Here is a 17539-nt window from a genome sequence, read left to right on the forward strand (position 1 = left end):
ATCAAACCAACAGAGGCGCGCATTAATCATGCGCGCCTCTGTTGGTTGTGTCAGCGTCCGATGGTGGCCAGCAGATGGGCGGGATAGCGTTCCCCCTCAATCGGGATGGCCGAAGCGGCGCTTTCGATCTGGGAGAGGTCATCGGCCGAGAGGATCACATCGACCGCACCCAGATTTTCCTCCAGCCGATGCAGCTTGGTAGTGCCGGGAATGGGGACGATCCAGGGTTTCTGGGCGAGCAGCCAGGCCAGCGCGATTTGCGCGGGGGTGGCGTCCTTGTCCAGAGCAATCCGCTTGAGCAGATCGACGAGGGCCTGGTTCGCCGCCATGGCCTCCGGCGTGAAGCGGGGCAGGATCTTGCGGAAGTCATCGTCGCCCAGTTCGGTATTTGCGCTCATCGCGCCGGTCAGGAAGCCCTTGCCCAGCGGGCTGTAGGGGACAAGGCCGATGCCCAGCTCCTCGCATGTTTCGATGATGCCGTTGGTTTCCGGGCCACGCGTCCAGAGCGAATATTCATTCTGCAAGGCGGAGACGGGTTGAACGGCATGGGCGCGACGCACGGTCTGCGCGCCGGGTTCGGACAGGCCAAAATGCTTGACCTTGCCCTCGGCGATCAGTTCCTTGACGGTGCCTGCCACATCTTCGATGGGTGTTTCAGGATCGACGCGATGCTGATAGAGCAGGTCGATCACCTCGACGCCCAGCCGCTTGAGCGAGGCTTCTGCGGCCGCGCGGATGGTTTCGGGGCGGCTGTTGAGGCCGCTCTGCTGGCCATCGACGAAATTGAAGCCGAACTTGGTGGCGATGACGACCTGATCACGCACCGGCTTCAATGCGGCTCCTACAATTTCTTCGTTGGTAAAGGGGCCATAGACCTCCGCAGTGTCGAAAAAAGTGACGCCCCGATCGACCGCCTGACGGATCAGAGTGATACTCTTTTCCGTGCCCAATTCCTGACCATAACCGAAGTTGAGGCCCATGCAGCCAAGGCCGAGTGCCGAAACCTCAAGCCCGCTATTACCCAGAACACGTTTTTTCATCTGTACCTCCGCGCCCGTGCCAGCGGGCTTTTGCTTGTGTGTCGAAGATAGGCGTCGGCGGTTTGCGTGATTAGTCCCGGTAATCGGTATGTAGATATGTATGGCATTCATGAATAAGGAAGGTCGATCAGGATCGTAGATAGATCCGCGTCACCCGTGCCATGGAGCCACCCATATGCGCCGCGAAGAACTGGTCGACCTGAACGCCTTTCTCGCTGTGGCGGATGAGCAGAGCTTTACCCGCGCGGCAGCCAAGTTGGGTGTATCCCAGTCGGCACTCAGCCATACGATCCGACGGCTTGAAACCCATCTTGGCGTTCGATTGCTCACCCGGACGACGCGCCGGGTGTCGGCGACGGAGGCGGGGCAAAGCCTGATCGATACGCTGCGCCCGGCGCTGGACGAGATCGGGCAGAAACTGGCAGCCATTGGCGAGTTTCGGGAAAAGCCAGCAGGGACCATTCGCCTCACGACTTCGCGCCATGCCGGGCAAGCCATTTTATGGCCGGTGCTTGAACGGCTGATGCGCGACTATCCCGATATCAAGGTGGAGGTCAGCATTGACAGCGGTCTGACGGATATCGTCGTTGAACGCTTCGACGCAGGAATACGGCTGGGCGAACAATTGGCGAAGGACATGATCGCCGTCCGCATCAGCCCGGAACAACGTATGGCGGTGGTCGGATCACCGGCTTATTTCGCGAACCATCCCCGCCCGATGACACCGCAGGATCTGGCCCAGCATCAATGCATCAATCTGCGGCTGCGTTCGGCAGGGGGCCTTTATGCCTGGGAACTGGAGAAAGACGGGCGAGAGATAAGGGTGCGGGTGGACGGGCAGTTCATCGTCAATGACTCGCACATGGCTGTCGATGCGGCGCTGGGCGGGGTTGGCCTCGCCTGCACGCTGGAAGATAATGTGCAGGCCCACCTTGGGACCGGGGCGCTGGTGCGCGTGCTGGAGGATTGGTGTCCGCCCTTTCCGGGCTATCACCTTTATTATCCCAGCCGCCGTCAACAGTCCGCAGCCTTCGCGCTTCTTGTCGAGGCGCTACGCTACCGGGGCCAGTGACTTTCAGGCGGCGGCGGAATCGTCGCTGGTCTTTCGGGCTGGCGCGACGCCGGGGAGACCCCAAAGGAACCCCTGGGCATGAAGGCAGCCTTCCTCCACGATCATCTGTCGTTGCGCCTCGGTTTCGACGCCTTCGGCCACCACCGGCAGGTTGAGGCTGCGGCCGATGCCGACAATGGCGCGAATGATGGAACGGGCCGCGACATCATCCTCTATGGCGGACACGAAGCTGCGATCGATCTTGATCTTGTCGAAGGGGAAGCTCTGCAAATTGCTGAGGGAGGAATAGCCCGTGCCGAAATCATCCATGACGATCCGCACGCCCAGCTCTTTCAAGGCATTGAGGGTCGAAAGCGCCAGTGCCCGGTCCTTCATCAGCACCGATTCCGTTATCTCCAGTTCCAGACGGCTCGCGATAAGCCCGGTTTCCGCCAATATGGCCGCAACCGTCGATGCCAGCCCTGCCAACTGAAACTGGACCGGTGACACATTCACCGCCACGCTAAGCTGATTGTCCCACTGCACAGCGGTTCGGCACGCCTCCCTTAGCACCCATTCCCCCAGCGGGATGATGACGCCTGTTTCCTCGGCAAGCGGTATGAACTGGTCGGGGAGGATAAGGCCACGATCGGGATGGGCCCAGCGGACCAGCGCTTCATAGCCCGATATGGTGCCGCCATCGCTGGATATCAGCGCCTGATAGACTAGGCGCAACTGGCTGCGTGTGATGGCGTGGCGAAGGTCATGCTCCAATGCGCGCCGTTCCCGAACGGCGGCATCCATTTCGCGATCAAAGAAACAGGCGGTGCCGCGTCCTGATTCCTTTGCGCGATACAGGGCCACGTCCGCCCCATGGCGCAGCAATTCGGCATCCGTCGCATCACGGGGGTAGACGGCCACGCCGATGCTGACATTGACGGCAGTCGGATCGCGCGCCGTATCCATTTCCCGCGCCACTTCGGCGATAATATGGGCGACGAGCGTCTGCGTGTCGTTCGTGTGGGTGGCGCCGGTTTGAAGAACCATGAATTCATCGCCGCCTATCCGCGCGACGGTATCGGCGGGGCCTGCCACGCCCTGGAGAATCGATGCCATCTTGCAAAGAATACGGTCCCCCTCCGCATGGCCGAAAATGTCGTTTACGGCCTTGAACCGGTCCAGGTCGATCGCCAGCAAAGCCACTGCCTCGCCGGTGTGGGCGGCGCGCATCAGGGCGTGAGTCAGGCGCTCGTCGAACAGGGCGCGGTTGGGAAGGCCCGTCAAGCCATCATGCGTCGCCATATGTTCGACCTGGCGCTGGGCTTGCTTCTTGTCCGTCAGATCCCGTATGGCGATGACCTGACACTGCCTGCCGCGATATTCAACGTCATGGACCGCGATCTCCAATATCTTCTCGGCATCTCCCACGTTGAGCAGCATCGCTTCGACAGGCGCTGTGCGCGCGGAAATGACCGGTAGGCCATCAGCCGCCCGCAGCCAGTCATCGGGTGACTGGTCGCGCAGGATAGAAAGGTCGGCGCCCGCCATTTCCGCGAAACTCGCATTCGCCTCTATAATGCGTCCGCGATGCACGATGATCAGCGCCTCCAGCGTGGCATCGGCAAGGCCGTGAAGATCGGTCAGATAGCGATCGATCACCGCAGCCGCTCCGGTCAGCAGGATGAGCGCTATCGAAATGGCCGTGATCGCGCCGATCAACCAGTTCCGGCTGTCGCCGATGGCTGCGGATGGAAGCGTGGGATCAGGCATCAGGCTGGTCGCAGCCATCGCGGTGAAATGGAGCGAGCAGACCGCAACGATCGCGAAGCTGGCCGCGACGGCAATTTGCGCAAGACCCTTATATTGCCGAAAGGCCCGGAAGGCGACTGTAAAACTGATGAAGGTAACGGCCAGTCCCTTGGTCAACAGGACGGGTTCATAGCGGATCTGCGCCGCCGCAATGATCGCTGACATGCCCGTAAAATGCATCACGGCGACGCCCGTCGTGGCGACCAGGGCGACACCGACATCGGCGCTCACCGTGCCGCGATCCCATATCCTCAGCGCCAGCCAGAACATCCCGATCGCAGCGACCGCCGACAAGGCGGTCAGTCCGACGCCAAAACTGATGGGCATGGCGCCTTGATAGGCGAGCATGGATATGAAATGCGTTGACCAGACCCCGATGCCGCCCACCAATGCCGCCGTCGCGACCCAGCCTCGTCGCCGGACGGGCGTGCATTCGCAGGCGCGCTTCAGCAGCAGGAAAAAGCCCGTGCTGCCGACGATCCAGGTCAGCGCCGCCAGAACCAGCAGACGGTAATCATGCTGCTGCCATATGCATTCCACGACTGTAAACATGCAAACCCCCAATGTCCGCCACCTGGGATTATGCATATAAAGCATTGAGCGGACGTAAATATTGGGCGCTGTTGGCCGGTGAAGCATCCGTTATGGAGGCATTTCGGGGGTAGAATGATCCTCCCCGGCGTCATTTTCGGCCTCCAGCGTTTACCAAGCAGATGGAATCACCTGCTTGGTAAACGCGGTAAATCAAAAGACTAGAGCAGCCGAGCCGATGCAATCGGATCGGATTATGCTTTGGAAGATCGTCAGGCGGTCGCGGTGGCCATTGATCGGGCATAGGCGGTCACGGTCTCCACCTCCGCCTTGTCTCCCAGTACGACACCGACACGCTGGTGCAGGCCATTGGGCGCAAGGTCCATGAGCGGGGTCAGGCCATCGGTCGCAGCGCCGCCGGCCTGCTCGATCAGAAAACTCATCGGATTGGCTTCGTACATCAGCCGCAGCTTGGCCTTGTTGGCGACGCGGCTGTCGGCGGGGTACATGAAGATGCCGCCACGCTTGAGGATGCGATGGACATCCGCCACCATGGAGGCGGTCCAGCGCATATTGTAATCCTTGCCGCATGGTCCGGCCGTACCCTCGATCCGCTCGTCGATATAGCGGGTGATGGCGGGCGACCATTGCCGGCGATTGGACATGTTGATTGCAAATTCGCACTTGCCCTGCGGCATGGTCATGGCGCTGTCGGTCATGATCCAGGAACCGACTTCACGGTCGAGGGTGAACTCATAGACGCCGGTGCCGACGGTCAGAACCAAAAGCGTCTGCGGACCGTAAATGGCGTAGCCCGCAGCGACCTGGGCACGGCCTGATTGCAGGAAGTCCTCCTCCGTCACGTCGCGCCCCGATACTGCTTCGGGCGCCTTGAGGACAGAGAAGATGGTGCCCACCGACAGCCCGACGTCGATGTTGCTGGACCCGTCGATCGGATCGAACAGCAGCAGATATTCGCCCTTGGGATAGCGATTGGGGATGCGATGGATCGTTTCCATCTCTTCCGACGCCATGGCCGCTAGGTGGCCGCCCCATTCATTGGCCTCCAGCAGCAACTCGTTGGCGATGACATCGAGCTTCTTCTGAACCTCTCCCTGCACATTTTCGCTGTCGAGGCTGCCCAGCACTTCGCCCAGTGCACCCTTGGCGACGGAATGGCTGATGGTCTTGCACGCGCGGGCTACGATCTCGATCAGCAAGCGCAGTTCGGCGGGCAATGCATCGGCATTGCGCTGTTGCTCGATCAGGAAACGGGTCAGGGTGGAACGCTGCATCGGCGGGCTACTCACGAAAAAGGAGCCGCAGCGAAGTACTGCGGGCAGTTGAGAGAAGGCCCAGCTAAGTCAGTATGTGCGTCAAGTCCAGCCAAGGCGCGCCCTATCGCGCGTGTTTTTCCCTGATGGCAAGGCGCTTCCCGGTCACCAGAGTCTGCGCGATGAACAGCAGGATGAGGATGAACGCCACGGTTCCGACAAAGACGTCGAAGCCAGAGATTGCGCCGAACAGCCCCGGTTTTGAGCCGAGCGCCATCATCATCAGCGTCAGGACGATCAGCATCAGTCGAAGTTCGGTCGGTCCGGCGGCCATATAGGATAGTTTGAGTTCGCCAAGGACGCGGGCCGACAGGAAGGCATGGATCGAAAGGAGGAGGTAGGCCACGAGCGCGACCAGCGCGACATCCAACCTGACAAAAGGGCTGATCCCCATGCCCGCAAGGATCAGGAAATTTGCCAGGCCATCGCAGCTGTGGTCGATGAAATAACCATAGGATGGCCGTTCGATATGGCGATAGCGCGCCAGGCTGCCATCCATTGAATCGCCGAACCACTGGAGAACATAGCCAGCCAGCGCGATCCAGAGCCATTCTACCGAGAAAAGGCTGGCGGCATAACCGACGAAGATCGCCAGCGCGCCGACCATGCCCAACGCGGTCAGAATGTCGGGCGTGACCCATGAAGGCATCCGGCTGCACAGCCATGTCAGCAGCCTGCGCTCCGACGATGCAAGGACGTTCTGCTGGATTCTTGAAAGCGATGCTGGATTTTGATGAGGTTGGTGAGTCATGGGGCCTTATCGGAGGATAATGTCGCGCAGGCAATTGCCCGGCAGGATATTATGACATTTCGGTGAAAGTTGCACGACCCCGACATGACGCTGACGGGAAGGCAGCGGCGCTTTCATGAACTTTATGTCATCTGCCGGTCAGCGGTACGAAGATGGCGGCATTCTATAGCGTCTTCATGCTCTCGTCGTCGCGTCGGCTCCTTTATCCGCTCGTCATGCTGCTGGTGGCAACGCCCCCCCTGCTGTCGTCGCGGCTCGCGCGGCCTGCGCCGAATCCCGGCGACAGGGATGATCCCGTCGGGTTGACGCTGGGCGAAAAGCGAGGTCGCAGCATCGTGATTACCAGCCTGATGAACGGGGGGGCGGCGGCTCGGGCGGGCGTAGCCGTGGGGGATGAAGTGGACGCGGTTGATCACAGGCCTGTGACGGCCGTCGGCATGGCCAGACGGCTGATCGATGATCCTGCGCGGTGCGACCTGGCCCTAGATTTGCGTCGCGGGCACGCCCCCCTTGTGGCAACATTGCACTATTGCGGGTGAAGGAACGGAAAAGGCATGGGCGGCAGGATATTGCTGGTGGAGGATGACCGCACCACTGCGGAATTCATACTCAAGGGGCTGGCCGAACATGGTCATGTTGCCGACCATAGCGACAATGGCCGCGACGGATTGTTCATGGCGACAGACGGTGGATATGATGCGATCATCCTCGACAGGATGCTGCCGGGGCTTGACGGTCTGGGTGTGCTGGGGGCGTTAAGGGCCGCAGGGATTGAGACGCCGATATTGCTGCTCTCCGCGCTGGGATCGGTCGATGATCGCGTGACGGGGCTGACCGCCGGGTCGGATGACTATCTGGTCAAGCCCTTTGCCTTCGCCGAATTGCTTGCGCGGCTGGAATTGCTGATGCGACGTCGGGGGGCGGGGACAGCGGTGGAAACGGTCCTTCATTGTGGATCGTTGCGTATGGACCTGCTCAAGCGGGAGGTGCGGCGTGGCGATCGATCGATCGAGCTTCAGCCACGCGAGTTCCGCCTGCTCGAATATCTGCTGCGTCATGTCGGACAGGTCGTTACCCGCACGATGCTGTTGGAAGGCGTATGGGATTATCATTTCGATCCCGGCACCAACGTCATCGATGTGCATATCAGCCGCCTGCGCCGCAAGGTTGACGGGGAAAGTGATGAGGCGCTGATCCATACGGTGCGCGGCGCGGGCTATCGGCTGGGCGAATGAGGCAGGTGTTCCGATGGCGCTGGCTGCGCTCCTCGCATATTCGATTTCTGGGCCTCATCCTGCTGCTTGAGCTGCTATTCGGGGCGGCGCTATTGTTATCGGTTACGCAGCTTGTCCGGGCAAATCTGGACGCGGCGGATGCCGCGATCGCAACGGAAGCGCGCGACACGCTACTGGCAATCGGGCGGGATCAAGGCGACCGATCCCTGATCAGCGCCATTAATGATCGCGCGAACGAGGAGGAAGACGGCCTCATCCTGTTCGTAGACAAGACGGGCAGGAGGATCGCGGGTAATCTTGCGGCCTGGCCGCCCACCATAGCTGCTTCCACCAACTGGGCCAAGGCGTCGCTCTACCGCATCGGCGATACGCAGCCGGGTCCGTTTGGCATCTCTGCGGCGCACTTGCCCGATGGACGACGGCTCCTGGTCGGGGAACGCACCGACAATAGCGATCAGATGCGGCGGACGGTGGAAAGCGCGCTGCTGACCGGGTTGTTGATGGCGCTGCCATTGGCTGTGGTCGGTGCCTGGCTGGTTGTGCATATCATCGACCGCCGGATCGCGCATATCGCTGCGACTGCCGCCGGGGTCAGTGCGGGCGACATTGACCGCCGCGTTCCACTGGACGGATCGGGCGACAGTTTCGACACGCTGGGGCGAGCGATAAACGCGATGCTCGACCGTATCGGCGGCCTGTTGGCGGAACTGCGCGTCGTGACGGACAGCATTGCCCATGATCTGCGATCACCGCTCACCCGTTTGAGGGCGCGGATAGACCGGGCGATGGAAACAGACGAACCAATGGCGTTACGCGGCGCGATCGACGGCATCAGCCGGGAGGCGGACCAGTTGTTGGCGATGCTGACGACGGCGTTGGAAATCAGCCGGATGGAGGCCGGGATCGGTCGCGACCACATCGCCCCGACCGATGTTCATGCGATGCTGGTCGATATCTGCGAACTATACGAACCGCTGGTGGAAGAACAGGGGCGCATGTTAAGCGTGTCGGGCGAAACCGCGCCGCCAATACCCGCATCTGTGCCGGTGCATCGCGAGTTGCTGGGGCAGGCGCTATCCAACCTGATCGATAATGCGCTCAAATATGGGGCCGGGGCCATGCAGTTATATCTGTTGGAGGAGGAAGGCTTTCTGGTCATCGGTCTTGCCGACGAAGGGCCGGGTATCGCCAGGGAGAGAGAGGCCGAGGCCTTGCGCCGGTTCGGGAGGCTGGACGCCGCAAGGGGGATTGCGGGGGCCGGTCTCGGCCTCTCTCTTGTCGCGGCGGTGGCACATATGCACGGGGGGAGCGTGCGCTTTTCCCGTCGCGACAAACTTTTTGCCGTAGAGATGGTGATCGCTCAGGCTGGCTGACGGCAGGAGTGCGTCATGCCGGGTGTTGCGGGGCGGCAGGCGTTCCGGTCGCTGTTTGAACGACCATTCTATGGTGAGGAAAGGTGGAAAGGGTCCATGCCCTGACCCCGCAAAGCAGGGAAGCGCAGCCGAGCAGGGTGGCTACCATGGTTCGTGTGGGCATGACCTGTCCCTTCATGGCGAGCGGGAAAGAATGGCTGGTCGGAGCCGGGTAAGGCGAGAGGAGGCGCCACCCCGGCTCCGTCAGCGTTGCGACCTTACCTGGCCTTGGCAGGCGTTGCGGCGGTGCTGGTCTTCTTGACCACCTTGTGCGTGACGCTGTGGTGGGGGGCGGCCTTGGTGACGCTGGTGGACGTGGTCGTCGTCGAGGTTGCGGCGGAAGCGGCGAACGGCGCGGCGATTGCGGCCAGCGAAACGAGGCCGGTCAGGATCAGGCGACGGTTCATCAGATAACTCCTTAAAGCATGCGACCCACCCTGGATCGCACAGCCTTTATGCGCTGGCTGCCCCGTCGCCATGCTGACGGAAAGATGAACTTTTGGACATCATGGTGCGGATGTGGGGGCCGTCATGACCGCGTTCGCCAGCGCCAGCGCTTCCTCAATCGATCCATTTTTCCCTTTCCATCCGCACCAGGCTGTCGAGAAAGGCGAGGGAAGCGGTCCCCAGACGACGTTCGAACAGTCTGTCGGGCAAGGACGTCAGCGTCCCCGCGTTCAGTGAAGCGTCCTTCATCGGCCGCTCTTTCACGCTCGATGCCGATGTCCGGCTGGACAAGACGGGGGCTTCGGGTGTGATCATGGTGATGGGTAGCCATTTCGCTGGCTGGAGCCTTCACGTGATACTGGCGTCACCGTCACATCCTATCACACGCCGCATGGCGATATTGAGGGCGACGTCCCGCATGTCGTGGTTCGTTTCCAAAAGGATTGACGGTTATTCGTCGGGATCGAGAATGTGCGGTCCCGGCCCCTTTTCGGCCAGTTCATCACCGGGATTGCGCAGCGGACAATCGTCGATCGAGAGGCAGCCGCAACCAATGCAGGAGGTCATCTGATCGCGCAATCGCGTCAGGCGCGCGATACGGTCATCCAGATCGTCACGCCATGCGGTGGAGAGTATTTCCCAATCGGCCATCGTGATCTTTCGATCCGATGGCAGGCTGGCCAACTTCTCACGAATGGTTGCGAGCGGGATGCCGGCACGCTGGGCAACCTTGATGATGGCGATTGCGCGCAGCACGCCCCGGCCATAGCGGCGCTGATTGCCGCTGTTCCGCATGCTCCAGAGCAATCCGTTCTTCTCGTAAAAATGGAGCGTTGAGACGGGAACGCCTGCCCGGGCGGCGACCTCGCCCACGGATAGCGTCCGCTGAACATCTGCTTCTGTCAGTCGCGCCATGGCATTTATCGCTTTACCTCAACATTGGTTGAGGTTCTATGGAGAGGCTCCCCGATTCGCACAAGGGAGCGTCGTGTGCACGGACATATGGAAAAGGCCGGAGCTTTATCCCACCAACATACGGCGGGAGAGTCGTGCGATCAGCCGCGTCAGTTCATCTACGGGCTGGCCCGTTACCAGCGCGTCGTCCGCCATGCCGTGCAGACCATGGAAAATAAGGGCAGCGACCTGAAGCGGCGCTTCGTCGGCCAGATGCCACGCACCCGCCGCCTGGCCGTCAGTCAGAAGCGCTGCGAGGTGATGAAGAAGATCGATATCGCCTATAGCCTGGCGCTGCGGCATGGTGGGACCGTGAAATACCAGGTCATGCAAGGCGTGCATGTCGAAATAGGTTCTGGTCGCGGTCGTGACCCAAATCTCAAATCGGCCATTCCAATCATCGGCCGGGCGCGTGTCGACTGCTTCGATGACCCGCGTTTCAAACCTGTCGATGAAATGCGTGCGAAGCGCGTCGATCAACGTCACCTTGCTGGCGAAATAATGGTAGAATGTCCCTTTGGCGACGCCCGCCTGAGCGGCGATTTCATCAATCGTGCTGTCGCTCAGCCCCTTGTCAACCAGCAGGGTGATGGCTGCCTGCAACAAAGCGGCGCGGCGCAGATCGGCCTTGCGTGGCGGCGACACCTTGTCGCGGGGGCGCAGACGCCTGCGAACAGGGCGCGTCGACAGCCTTTTGGCTGGAGTGGTATCTATGTCTGACACAGTCATGGCTTAGCAACATCATGATCCTGGAAGCGACCCCCCTTGACCCGCTTTCTCATAAATAATAATCAATCGCAATAATATTGACTCGTAGTCGGTTTTTAGAGGTTTTCCATGCCATCTTCCGAATTTTCTGCCGAGCCTTCGACGTCGCGCCCGATTAAGGGGCGTTCCATCCTGTTGGCCGGTGCCGCCCTCATCCTGCTGATGGGTGGTCTTTATGCATGGCGGTCGGCGCGGACCGCTGAGCCGCCGGGTGGTCAGATGCCGCCGGTGCCGGTGGCGACGGCGATGGTCAACCCGACCGAGGTGCCGTCAGCGCTTGAAGCGGTCGGTTCACTGCGCGCGGTGCGCGAAGTTGTGCTGGCGCCTGAAGTGGCAGGACGCGTGACGGGAATCGGATTTACCGCTGGCGCGCAGGTCGGCGCTGGCCAATTGCTCGTCCAATTGTTCGACGCGCCCGAGCGGGCAGACCGCGCGGTTGCCAAGGCGAAGGCTGATTTTAGCGCACTGCAATATGCGCGATCCCGCGAATTGGCGCCCAGCGGTGCAGAGCCGCGCGAAATGCTGGAGCAGCGGCGCGCTGAACAGGCACAGGCTCAGGCGACGGTCCAGCAACTCGATGCCCGGATCGCGCAAAAGCGGGTGCGCGCGCCTTTCGCGGGGACGCTGGGCGTGCGGCAGGTCAACCTCGGTCAATATCTCAACCCTGGGGATCCCGTTGCGACCCTGACGGCGCTGGACAGCCTTTATGTCGACTTCGCGGTGCCGCAACAGGCTTTTGCCCAGTTGAAGTCCGGCGCCATCGTCGATGTCCTGTCGGACGCCTGGCCGGACCGGCGCTTCACGGCGCGCGTTACCGCCATCGAGCCTCAGGTGGGCTAGGATACGCGCAACGTCACGGTGCAGGCGACGATGCCCAATCCCGGCCACGCGCTGCGCCCCGGCATGTATGTCACCGCGCGCCTCGCGCTGCCGCCGATCACGGGCGCGCTGGTCGTCCCGGCAACGGCCATCCAGACCTCTGCATCGGGTGACAGCATCACCCGCATCAAGATCCGCGATGCCGATCGCAGCGGCACGGCGGAGATTGTCGCCGTGACGACCGGCCGTCGCTTCGGTGACAAGGTGGTCGTCACCAGCGGCCTGAAGGCCGGGGATGTCGTGGTCACGCATGGACAGTTGCGCGTGCAACCCGGCGCGCGGGTCACGATGGCCCCGCAGCAAGGCGGAACGACGCGGGGAGGCCGCTGACATGGCCTTCACCGACATTTTCATCCGCCGCCCGATATTGGCGGTGGTCGTCAGCCTGTTGATCCTGCTGGTCGGCGGCGCGTCGCTCTTTTCCCTGCCGGTGCGGGAATATCCCAACATGGAAAGCGCGACCATCGTCGTCGATACCGGCTATCCCGGCGCGACGCAGGACGTGATGCAGGGCTTCGTCACGACGCCGATTGCACAGGCGATCGCGACCGCCAACGGCATCGACTATCTAACCTCCACATCCACGCTGGGCAAAAGTCAGGTGAAGGCAAAGCTGGTGCTGAATGCCGACGCAGACAGGGCGATGACCGAGGTGCTGGCAAAGGTGCAGCAGGTCAAATATCGCCTGCCAGCAGGTGCCAATGATCCCGTCATTACCAAGATGACCGATGGCGCATCTGCGGTGCAATATCTTGCGTTTGTGAGCGACACGCTACCTGTGCCGCAGATCACCGACTTTGCCGCGCGCATTGCCCAGCCGCTCATTACCGCCGTGCCCGGCGTTGCGTCGGCGGAAATCAGCGGCGGGCAGACGCTGGCGATGCGTGTGTGGGTCGATCCGGTGCGGCTCGCCGCGCGCGGACTGTCGGCCAGCGACATCGCGACCGCGCTGCGCGCGAATAATGTGCAGGCTGCGCCCGGACGGCTTAAGGGCACCGACACGGCGATCAACATCACCGCTGCAACGGACCTGCGCGATCCCGACGCTTTCCGCCAGATGGTGGTGAAGCGCGCAGCCGACGGCATCGTGCGGCTGGGCGATGTCGCGACCATCGAAATTGGCGGGCAGAATTACGATGCCAATGCGTTGAGTTCTGGCCAGCGCGCCGTCACCATCGCCATCACCCCGACACCTGACGGCAATCCGCTGGAGATCGTGAAGGCGGTGAAGGCGTTGTTGCCCGATATGCAGCGGGTCGCGCCGCCCGGCGTGAAGGTCATCAGCCAGTTCGACGTCGCCCATTTCGTCAACGCCTCCATTGATGAAGTCACGCATACACTGGTCGAGGCAATCGTGATCGTCGTGATCGTGATTTTCCTGTTCCTGGGATCGTTGCGCGCGGTCTTGATCCCGGTCATCACGATTCCGTTGTCGCTGGTCGGTACGGCGGCGCTCATGCTGGCCTTTGGTTTCTCGCTCAATCTGCTGACCCTGCTGGCGATGGTGCTGGCCATCGGGCTGGTGGTCGATGATGCGATCGTCGTGGTGGAGAATATCCATCGCCATATCGAGGAAGGCCTGTCCCCCGTGCGCGCCGCCCTGCTGGGCGCGCGGGAGATTGTGGGGCCGGTCATCGGCATGACGCTCACCCTGGCCGCCGTTTATGCCCCCATCGGTCTGATGGGCGGCCTGACCGGCGCGCTGTTCCGCGAATTTGCCTTCACCCTTGCCGGATCGGTCCTGGTGTCGGGCGTGGTCGCGCTTACACTGTCGCCGATGATGAGCAGCCTGTTGCTCAACAGTCAGATGAATGAAGGGCGGCTCGCGCGAGCGATCGAGCATAACATGCAGCGTATGACGAACGGCTACAGCCGTTTGCTCGGCGCTACGCTGGCTGCTCGCCCGGCGGTGCTGCTGGTGGGCGTGGTGGTGCTGGGCGCGATCGTCATCCTGTTCACCGGCGCCAAGCGCGAACTCGCACCGCAGGAGGATCAGGGCTATGTTTTCGTCCAGACCAAGGCGCCCCAATATGCCAATGTCGATTACACCGCCCGCTATGCGCTGGAGGTCGAGCAGTTGTTCCGCGCGCTGCCCGAATATGTAAGCAGTTGGTTCGACAATGGCACCGATGGCCTTAACAACGGGTTTGGCGGCGTCATCCTGAAGGAATGGGGTGACCGGGGACGAAGCGCCGATGCGATCCAGGCGGAACTGAACGCCAAGGGATCGGGTATCACCGGCGTCTATGCTGCTGCGTTCCAGGCTCCGGCCTTACCTGCGTCAAGCGGTGGCCTGCCTGTGCAGATGGTCATCCGTTCCTCCGACGATTTCACGGCGCTCTATGCGGCGCTGGAAAAGGTGAAGGGCGCGGCATGGCAAAGCGGGTTGTTCGCCTTTGTCGACAGCGATCTGGCATTCGACAGCCCGGAGGCACGGATCAGTGTGGATCGCGCAAAGGCTGGCGAGATGGGCGTCACGATGGAGGCGATCGCGGATACGCTGGCGACCATGGTGGGCGAGAATTACGTCAACCGCTTCAACTGGCATGACCGTTCCTATGACGTCATCGCGCAGGTGCCAGCGGCGCAGCGGCTGACGCCCGATAATCTGGGTCAATTTTATGTGAAGACGGCTTCAGGCGCGCTGGTCCCGCTGTCGACGGTAACGAAGGTGGAGATGCGGCCAGAAGCAAACCGTCTGCCGCAGTTCAACCAGATGAACTCTGCCACCCTGTCGGCCATTCTCGCTCCCGGCGTTACCATGGGACAGGCGGTCGATTTCCTGAAGACCCAGCCCTTGCCCGCCGGGACCAGCATCGACTGGCTGTCGGACAGCCGCCAATATGTGACCGAAGGGGATCGGCTGACCCTATCCTTTGCCTTTGCGCTGATCGTCATCTTCCTGGTGCTGGCGGCGCAGTTCGAAAGCTTCCGTGATCCGCTGGTGATCCTTGTCACCGTGCCGCTGGCGGTGTGTGGGGCTTTGGTGCCGCTGTGGCTCGGCTATGCGACGCTCAACATCTACACCCAGATTGGGCTGGTGACGCTGATCGGCCTCATTTCCAAGCACGGCATCCTGATGGTGTCCTTCGCCAACCAGATGCAGAAGCAGGAGGGGCTGGACCGGATTGCGGCGATCCGCAAATCGGCGGCGGTCCGTATGCGGCCTGTCCTGATGACCACGGCGGCCATGGTCGCGGGTCTTGTACCCCTGCTGTTCGCCAGTGGGGCAGGTGCCTCCAGCCGCTTCGCCATCGGCATCGTTGTCGTGATGGGGATGCTGATCGGTACGCTGTTCACCCTGTTCGTCCTTCCCACCATCTACAGTCTGATCGCCAAGGATCATCGCGCAGCGTCGCACAGCGCCCGCGAAGAAGAACTGGCGCAGGCGGAGATCGCCCATGCATAAGCTGCTTTTCCTTCTCCCCCTGATGACCGCCGCCTGCGCCGCAGGTCCGGACTATCGTCCGCCTGCACCCATAGCGAAGACGGGCGGCGCCTTCACCACAACCGCGCAGGGCGTGGATAGTGCGGCCATGCTGCCCGATCACTGGTGGCGGCTTTATGATGACCCGATCCTCGACGATCTGATCGAGCGGGCCTTGGCAAGCAACACAGACCTGCGCGTCGCCAGCGCTAACCTTGCCAAGGCGCAGGCGGTGCTGGGCGAGGCCCGCGCTGGGCGACTGCCAACAACCGACCTCAGCGCCGGGACCAACTATGGCAGCGCCGTTGGTAACTTCGCGCAGGCCGCTGGCGACAAGCAATGGACTCATAGCGGCGGCCTCGCCCTTTCATGGGAGGTCGACCTGTTTGGCCGCGTTGGCCGGGCGATCAGCGCTGCACGCGCCGACGCGCAGGCGGTCGAGGCTGCACGCGATGCCGTTCGCGTGACGGTCGCGGCGGAAACGGCGCGGGCCTATACCGATGCCTGCACCTATGGCGACGCGGCCAATATCGCGCGTCTGTCGGTCGAAACAGCGCAGAATAGTTTGGGTGTCGTCAGGGCGCAGCAAAAGGCGGGATCGGTTGGTCGGCTGGACGTGGAGCGCGCGGCTGGTGCGGTCGCAAGTGCGCGTGCCGCCGTTCCGACGCTGGATGGCCAGCGGCGTGTCGCCTTGCTGGAACTGGCGGCCCTGCTGGGTGGCCAGCCGGGGGATGTGCCGTCACAGGTTCAGGCTTGTGTTCGCGCACCTGCGCCCGTGGCGGCCCTGCCCATTGGTGACGGGACAGCGCTGTTGCGGCGGCGGCCCGATCTGCGAGAGGCGGAACGGCGCCTTGCTGCCGACACCGCCCGGATTGGGGTGGCGACGGCCGACCTCTATCCGCGCATCAGTCTGGGCGGGAGCGGCAATTTCCTGCGCAATGACAATGTGAAGGGCAGCGACAGTTTCAGCTTCGCCCTTGGGCCGCTCTTGTCGTGGAGCTTTCCCAATATCGCCGTCGCCCGTTCACGGGTGAAACAGGCGGAGGCACAGGGCGACGCGACGCTCGCGACGTTCGATGGCAAGGTCATCGGGGCGCTCAAGGAGGTGGAGCAGGCGCTGGCCCGCTATAATGCGGAGCAGCAGCGCAATGCCGCGCTGGCCGAAGCTCGCGACCGGGCGCAAACAACCTATGATCTGGCGCAGGCTCGCTATCGCGCGGGGTCGATCGCGCTGCTCGACACATTCGTCGCGCAACAAACATTGATCGAGGCCCGCGCTACATTGGCCAACGCGCAACAGCAACTGGGATCGGCCCGGATCGATCTGTTCAAGGCGCTGGGCGGCGGCTGGAGCTGATCGGGAAGCTGGGATGTGAGGGAAGCTCTCCTCACATCCTGCGCGGGTCCATCATGCTGCGAATCGGCGCCAGCGGCCCTGACATCTGGACAACGGCCTGCGCGACGCCATTCAGGCCGATCCGTTCGCTCAACCATGGCCTTATGTCGATCTTGCCGTCGGCGATGGATCGCAGGGCCAGGTCCATATCCTGCTGCTCCTCACCGGTAGCGAAATGGATGGTCAGGCGTTTGTTCTGGGCGGCGAAAACGTAGAATTGCTCGGCCTCCATGCAATAGCCGCCCATCACGATTCGCGCCTCGAATGCAACCGCGCCGATGATCTGCGGCAACAGGCCGGGAACTGGTCGCGGGTGGCGTTGGATATGCGATATTGCCCGAACTTTTCGTCGAGAAGGATTGCCGCGCCGGGGGGCTGGCCTATAGCATCGTCCTGTCCTCCCGACAGCGCAGCCGATCCGTCAGCAACAAGGTCGAAGAGGCGGTGTCAGGCGCGATCAAAAACCTGCTGGATGGTTGGGCAACGGGCGGAGGCCGGTAGCCCC

Annotated in this window: 17 protein-coding genes and 1 pseudogene; 9 read left to right on the top strand and 9 right to left on the bottom strand. The window is 62.1% G+C overall.

Going from position 1 to position 17539, the window contains the following annotated elements:
• Positions 1-50: 50 nt before the first annotated feature.
• Positions 51-1040: an aldo/keto reductase gene (locus WFR25_RS09840; protein ID WP_336970556.1), complete on the bottom strand. Its 990-nt coding sequence runs from the start codon at positions 1038-1040 to the stop codon at positions 51-53.
• Positions 1041-1215: 175 nt separating this feature from the next.
• Here WFR25_RS09840 and WFR25_RS09845 point away from each other — a divergent pair, with 175 nt between their 5' ends.
• On the top strand, positions 1216-2112 hold the full coding sequence (locus tag WFR25_RS09845) for a LysR family transcriptional regulator (RefSeq protein WP_336970557.1): 897 nt from the start codon (positions 1216-1218) through the stop codon (positions 2110-2112).
• A 3-nt stretch (positions 2113-2115) separates the two neighbouring features.
• Here WFR25_RS09845 and WFR25_RS09850 read toward each other — a convergent pair whose 3' ends face one another.
• The 3 genes from WFR25_RS09850 to WFR25_RS09860 all read right to left on the bottom strand — a co-directional run bounded on the left by WFR25_RS09850 (position 2116) and on the right by WFR25_RS09860 (position 6516).
• A complete protein-coding gene (locus tag WFR25_RS09850) occupies positions 2116-4452 on the bottom strand; it encodes a bifunctional diguanylate cyclase/phosphodiesterase (protein ID WP_336970559.1) in 2337 nt (778 codons plus the stop codon).
• A 251-nt stretch (positions 4453-4703) separates the two neighbouring features.
• Positions 4704-5726: a class 1 fructose-bisphosphatase gene (locus tag WFR25_RS09855; RefSeq protein ID WP_336970561.1), complete on the bottom strand. Its 1023-nt coding sequence runs from the start codon at positions 5724-5726 to the stop codon at positions 4704-4706.
• Positions 5727-5829: 103 nt separating this feature from the next.
• A complete protein-coding gene (locus tag WFR25_RS09860) occupies positions 5830-6516 on the bottom strand; it encodes a CDP-alcohol phosphatidyltransferase family protein (RefSeq protein ID WP_336970563.1) in 687 nt (228 codons plus the stop codon).
• 152 nt (positions 6517-6668) lie between these two features.
• Here WFR25_RS09860 and WFR25_RS09865 point away from each other — a divergent pair, with 152 nt between their 5' ends.
• From WFR25_RS09865 to WFR25_RS09875, 3 genes are read left to right on the top strand one after another with little or no spacing between them, the layout of a single operon-like run.
• Positions 6669-7055, top strand: coding sequence for a PDZ domain-containing protein (locus WFR25_RS09865; RefSeq protein ID WP_336970564.1), 387 nt, complete (start codon positions 6669-6671; stop codon positions 7053-7055).
• Between the two features lie 15 nt (positions 7056-7070).
• Entirely contained in the window at positions 7071-7751 is a 681-nt protein-coding gene (locus WFR25_RS09870; protein WP_336970566.1) for a winged helix-turn-helix domain-containing protein, read from the top strand.
• Positions 7748-9124 carry a sensor histidine kinase gene (locus WFR25_RS09875; RefSeq protein WP_336970567.1) on the top strand — a complete coding sequence of 459 codons (1377 nt, stop codon included), beginning with the start codon at positions 7748-7750 and terminating at the stop codon, positions 9122-9124. Before WFR25_RS09870 ends, WFR25_RS09875 begins: the two co-directional genes overlap by 4 nt.
• A 257-nt stretch (positions 9125-9381) precedes the next feature.
• Here the strand turns inward: WFR25_RS09875 and WFR25_RS09880 are convergent, their stop codons facing one another.
• From WFR25_RS09880 to WFR25_RS09895, 4 genes are all read right to left on the bottom strand, one after another.
• Positions 9382-9570 carry a hypothetical protein gene (locus WFR25_RS09880; RefSeq protein WP_336970569.1) on the bottom strand — a complete coding sequence of 63 codons (189 nt, stop codon included), beginning with the start codon at positions 9568-9570 and terminating at the stop codon, positions 9382-9384.
• Positions 9571-9724: 154 nt separating this feature from the next.
• Positions 9725-9859 carry a hypothetical protein gene (locus WFR25_RS09885; RefSeq protein ID WP_336970571.1) on the bottom strand — a complete coding sequence of 45 codons (135 nt, stop codon included), beginning with the start codon at positions 9857-9859 and terminating at the stop codon, positions 9725-9727.
• 201 nt (positions 9860-10060) lie between these two features.
• On the bottom strand, positions 10061-10525 hold the full coding sequence (gene soxR, locus WFR25_RS09890) for a redox-sensitive transcriptional activator SoxR (RefSeq protein WP_336970573.1): 465 nt from the start codon (positions 10523-10525) through the stop codon (positions 10061-10063).
• Positions 10526-10630: 105 nt separating this feature from the next.
• Positions 10631-11293, bottom strand: coding sequence for a TetR/AcrR family transcriptional regulator (locus WFR25_RS09895; RefSeq protein ID WP_336970575.1), 663 nt, complete (start codon positions 11291-11293; stop codon positions 10631-10633).
• Positions 11294-11578: 285 nt separating this feature from the next.
• Here WFR25_RS09895 and WFR25_RS09900 point away from each other — a divergent pair.
• From WFR25_RS09900 to WFR25_RS09915, 4 genes and pseudogenes are all read left to right on the top strand, one after another.
• Positions 11579-12247: pseudogene (locus tag WFR25_RS09900) on the top strand (efflux RND transporter periplasmic adaptor subunit); the annotation flags it as partial.
• A complete protein-coding gene (locus WFR25_RS09905; protein ID WP_473829116.1) occupies positions 12236-12541 on the top strand; it encodes an efflux RND transporter periplasmic adaptor subunit in 306 nt (101 codons plus the stop codon). The pseudogene WFR25_RS09900 and the gene WFR25_RS09905, both read left to right, overlap by 12 nt.
• Before the next feature lies 1 nt (position 12542).
• Positions 12543-15620 carry an efflux RND transporter permease subunit gene (locus WFR25_RS09910; protein WP_336970579.1) on the top strand — a complete coding sequence of 1026 codons (3078 nt, stop codon included), beginning with the start codon at positions 12543-12545 and terminating at the stop codon, positions 15618-15620.
• Positions 15613-16995 carry an efflux transporter outer membrane subunit gene (locus WFR25_RS09915; protein WP_336970580.1) on the top strand — a complete coding sequence of 461 codons (1383 nt, stop codon included), beginning with the start codon at positions 15613-15615 and terminating at the stop codon, positions 16993-16995. Before WFR25_RS09910 ends, WFR25_RS09915 begins: the two co-directional genes overlap by 8 nt.
• Positions 16996-17026: 31 nt before the next feature.
• On the opposite strand, the gene WFR25_RS09920 is transcribed toward WFR25_RS09915, so the two are convergent.
• Positions 17027-17326 carry an MDR/zinc-dependent alcohol dehydrogenase-like family protein gene (locus tag WFR25_RS09920; protein WP_336970581.1) on the bottom strand — a complete coding sequence of 100 codons (300 nt, stop codon included), beginning with the start codon at positions 17324-17326 and terminating at the stop codon, positions 17027-17029.
• A gap of 41 nt (positions 17327-17367) precedes the next feature.
• On the opposite strand from WFR25_RS09920, the gene WFR25_RS09925 reads away from it, so the two are divergent.
• Positions 17368-17535, top strand: a complete 168-nt coding sequence (locus WFR25_RS09925) for a hypothetical protein (RefSeq protein WP_336970582.1) — start codon at positions 17368-17370, stop codon at positions 17533-17535.
• The last annotated feature ends 4 nt before the right edge of the window (positions 17536-17539 follow it).

Source organism: Sphingobium aromaticiconvertens (genome assembly GCF_037154075.1).
GTDB lineage: Bacteria > Pseudomonadota > Alphaproteobacteria > Sphingomonadales > Sphingomonadaceae > Sphingobium > Sphingobium aromaticiconvertens.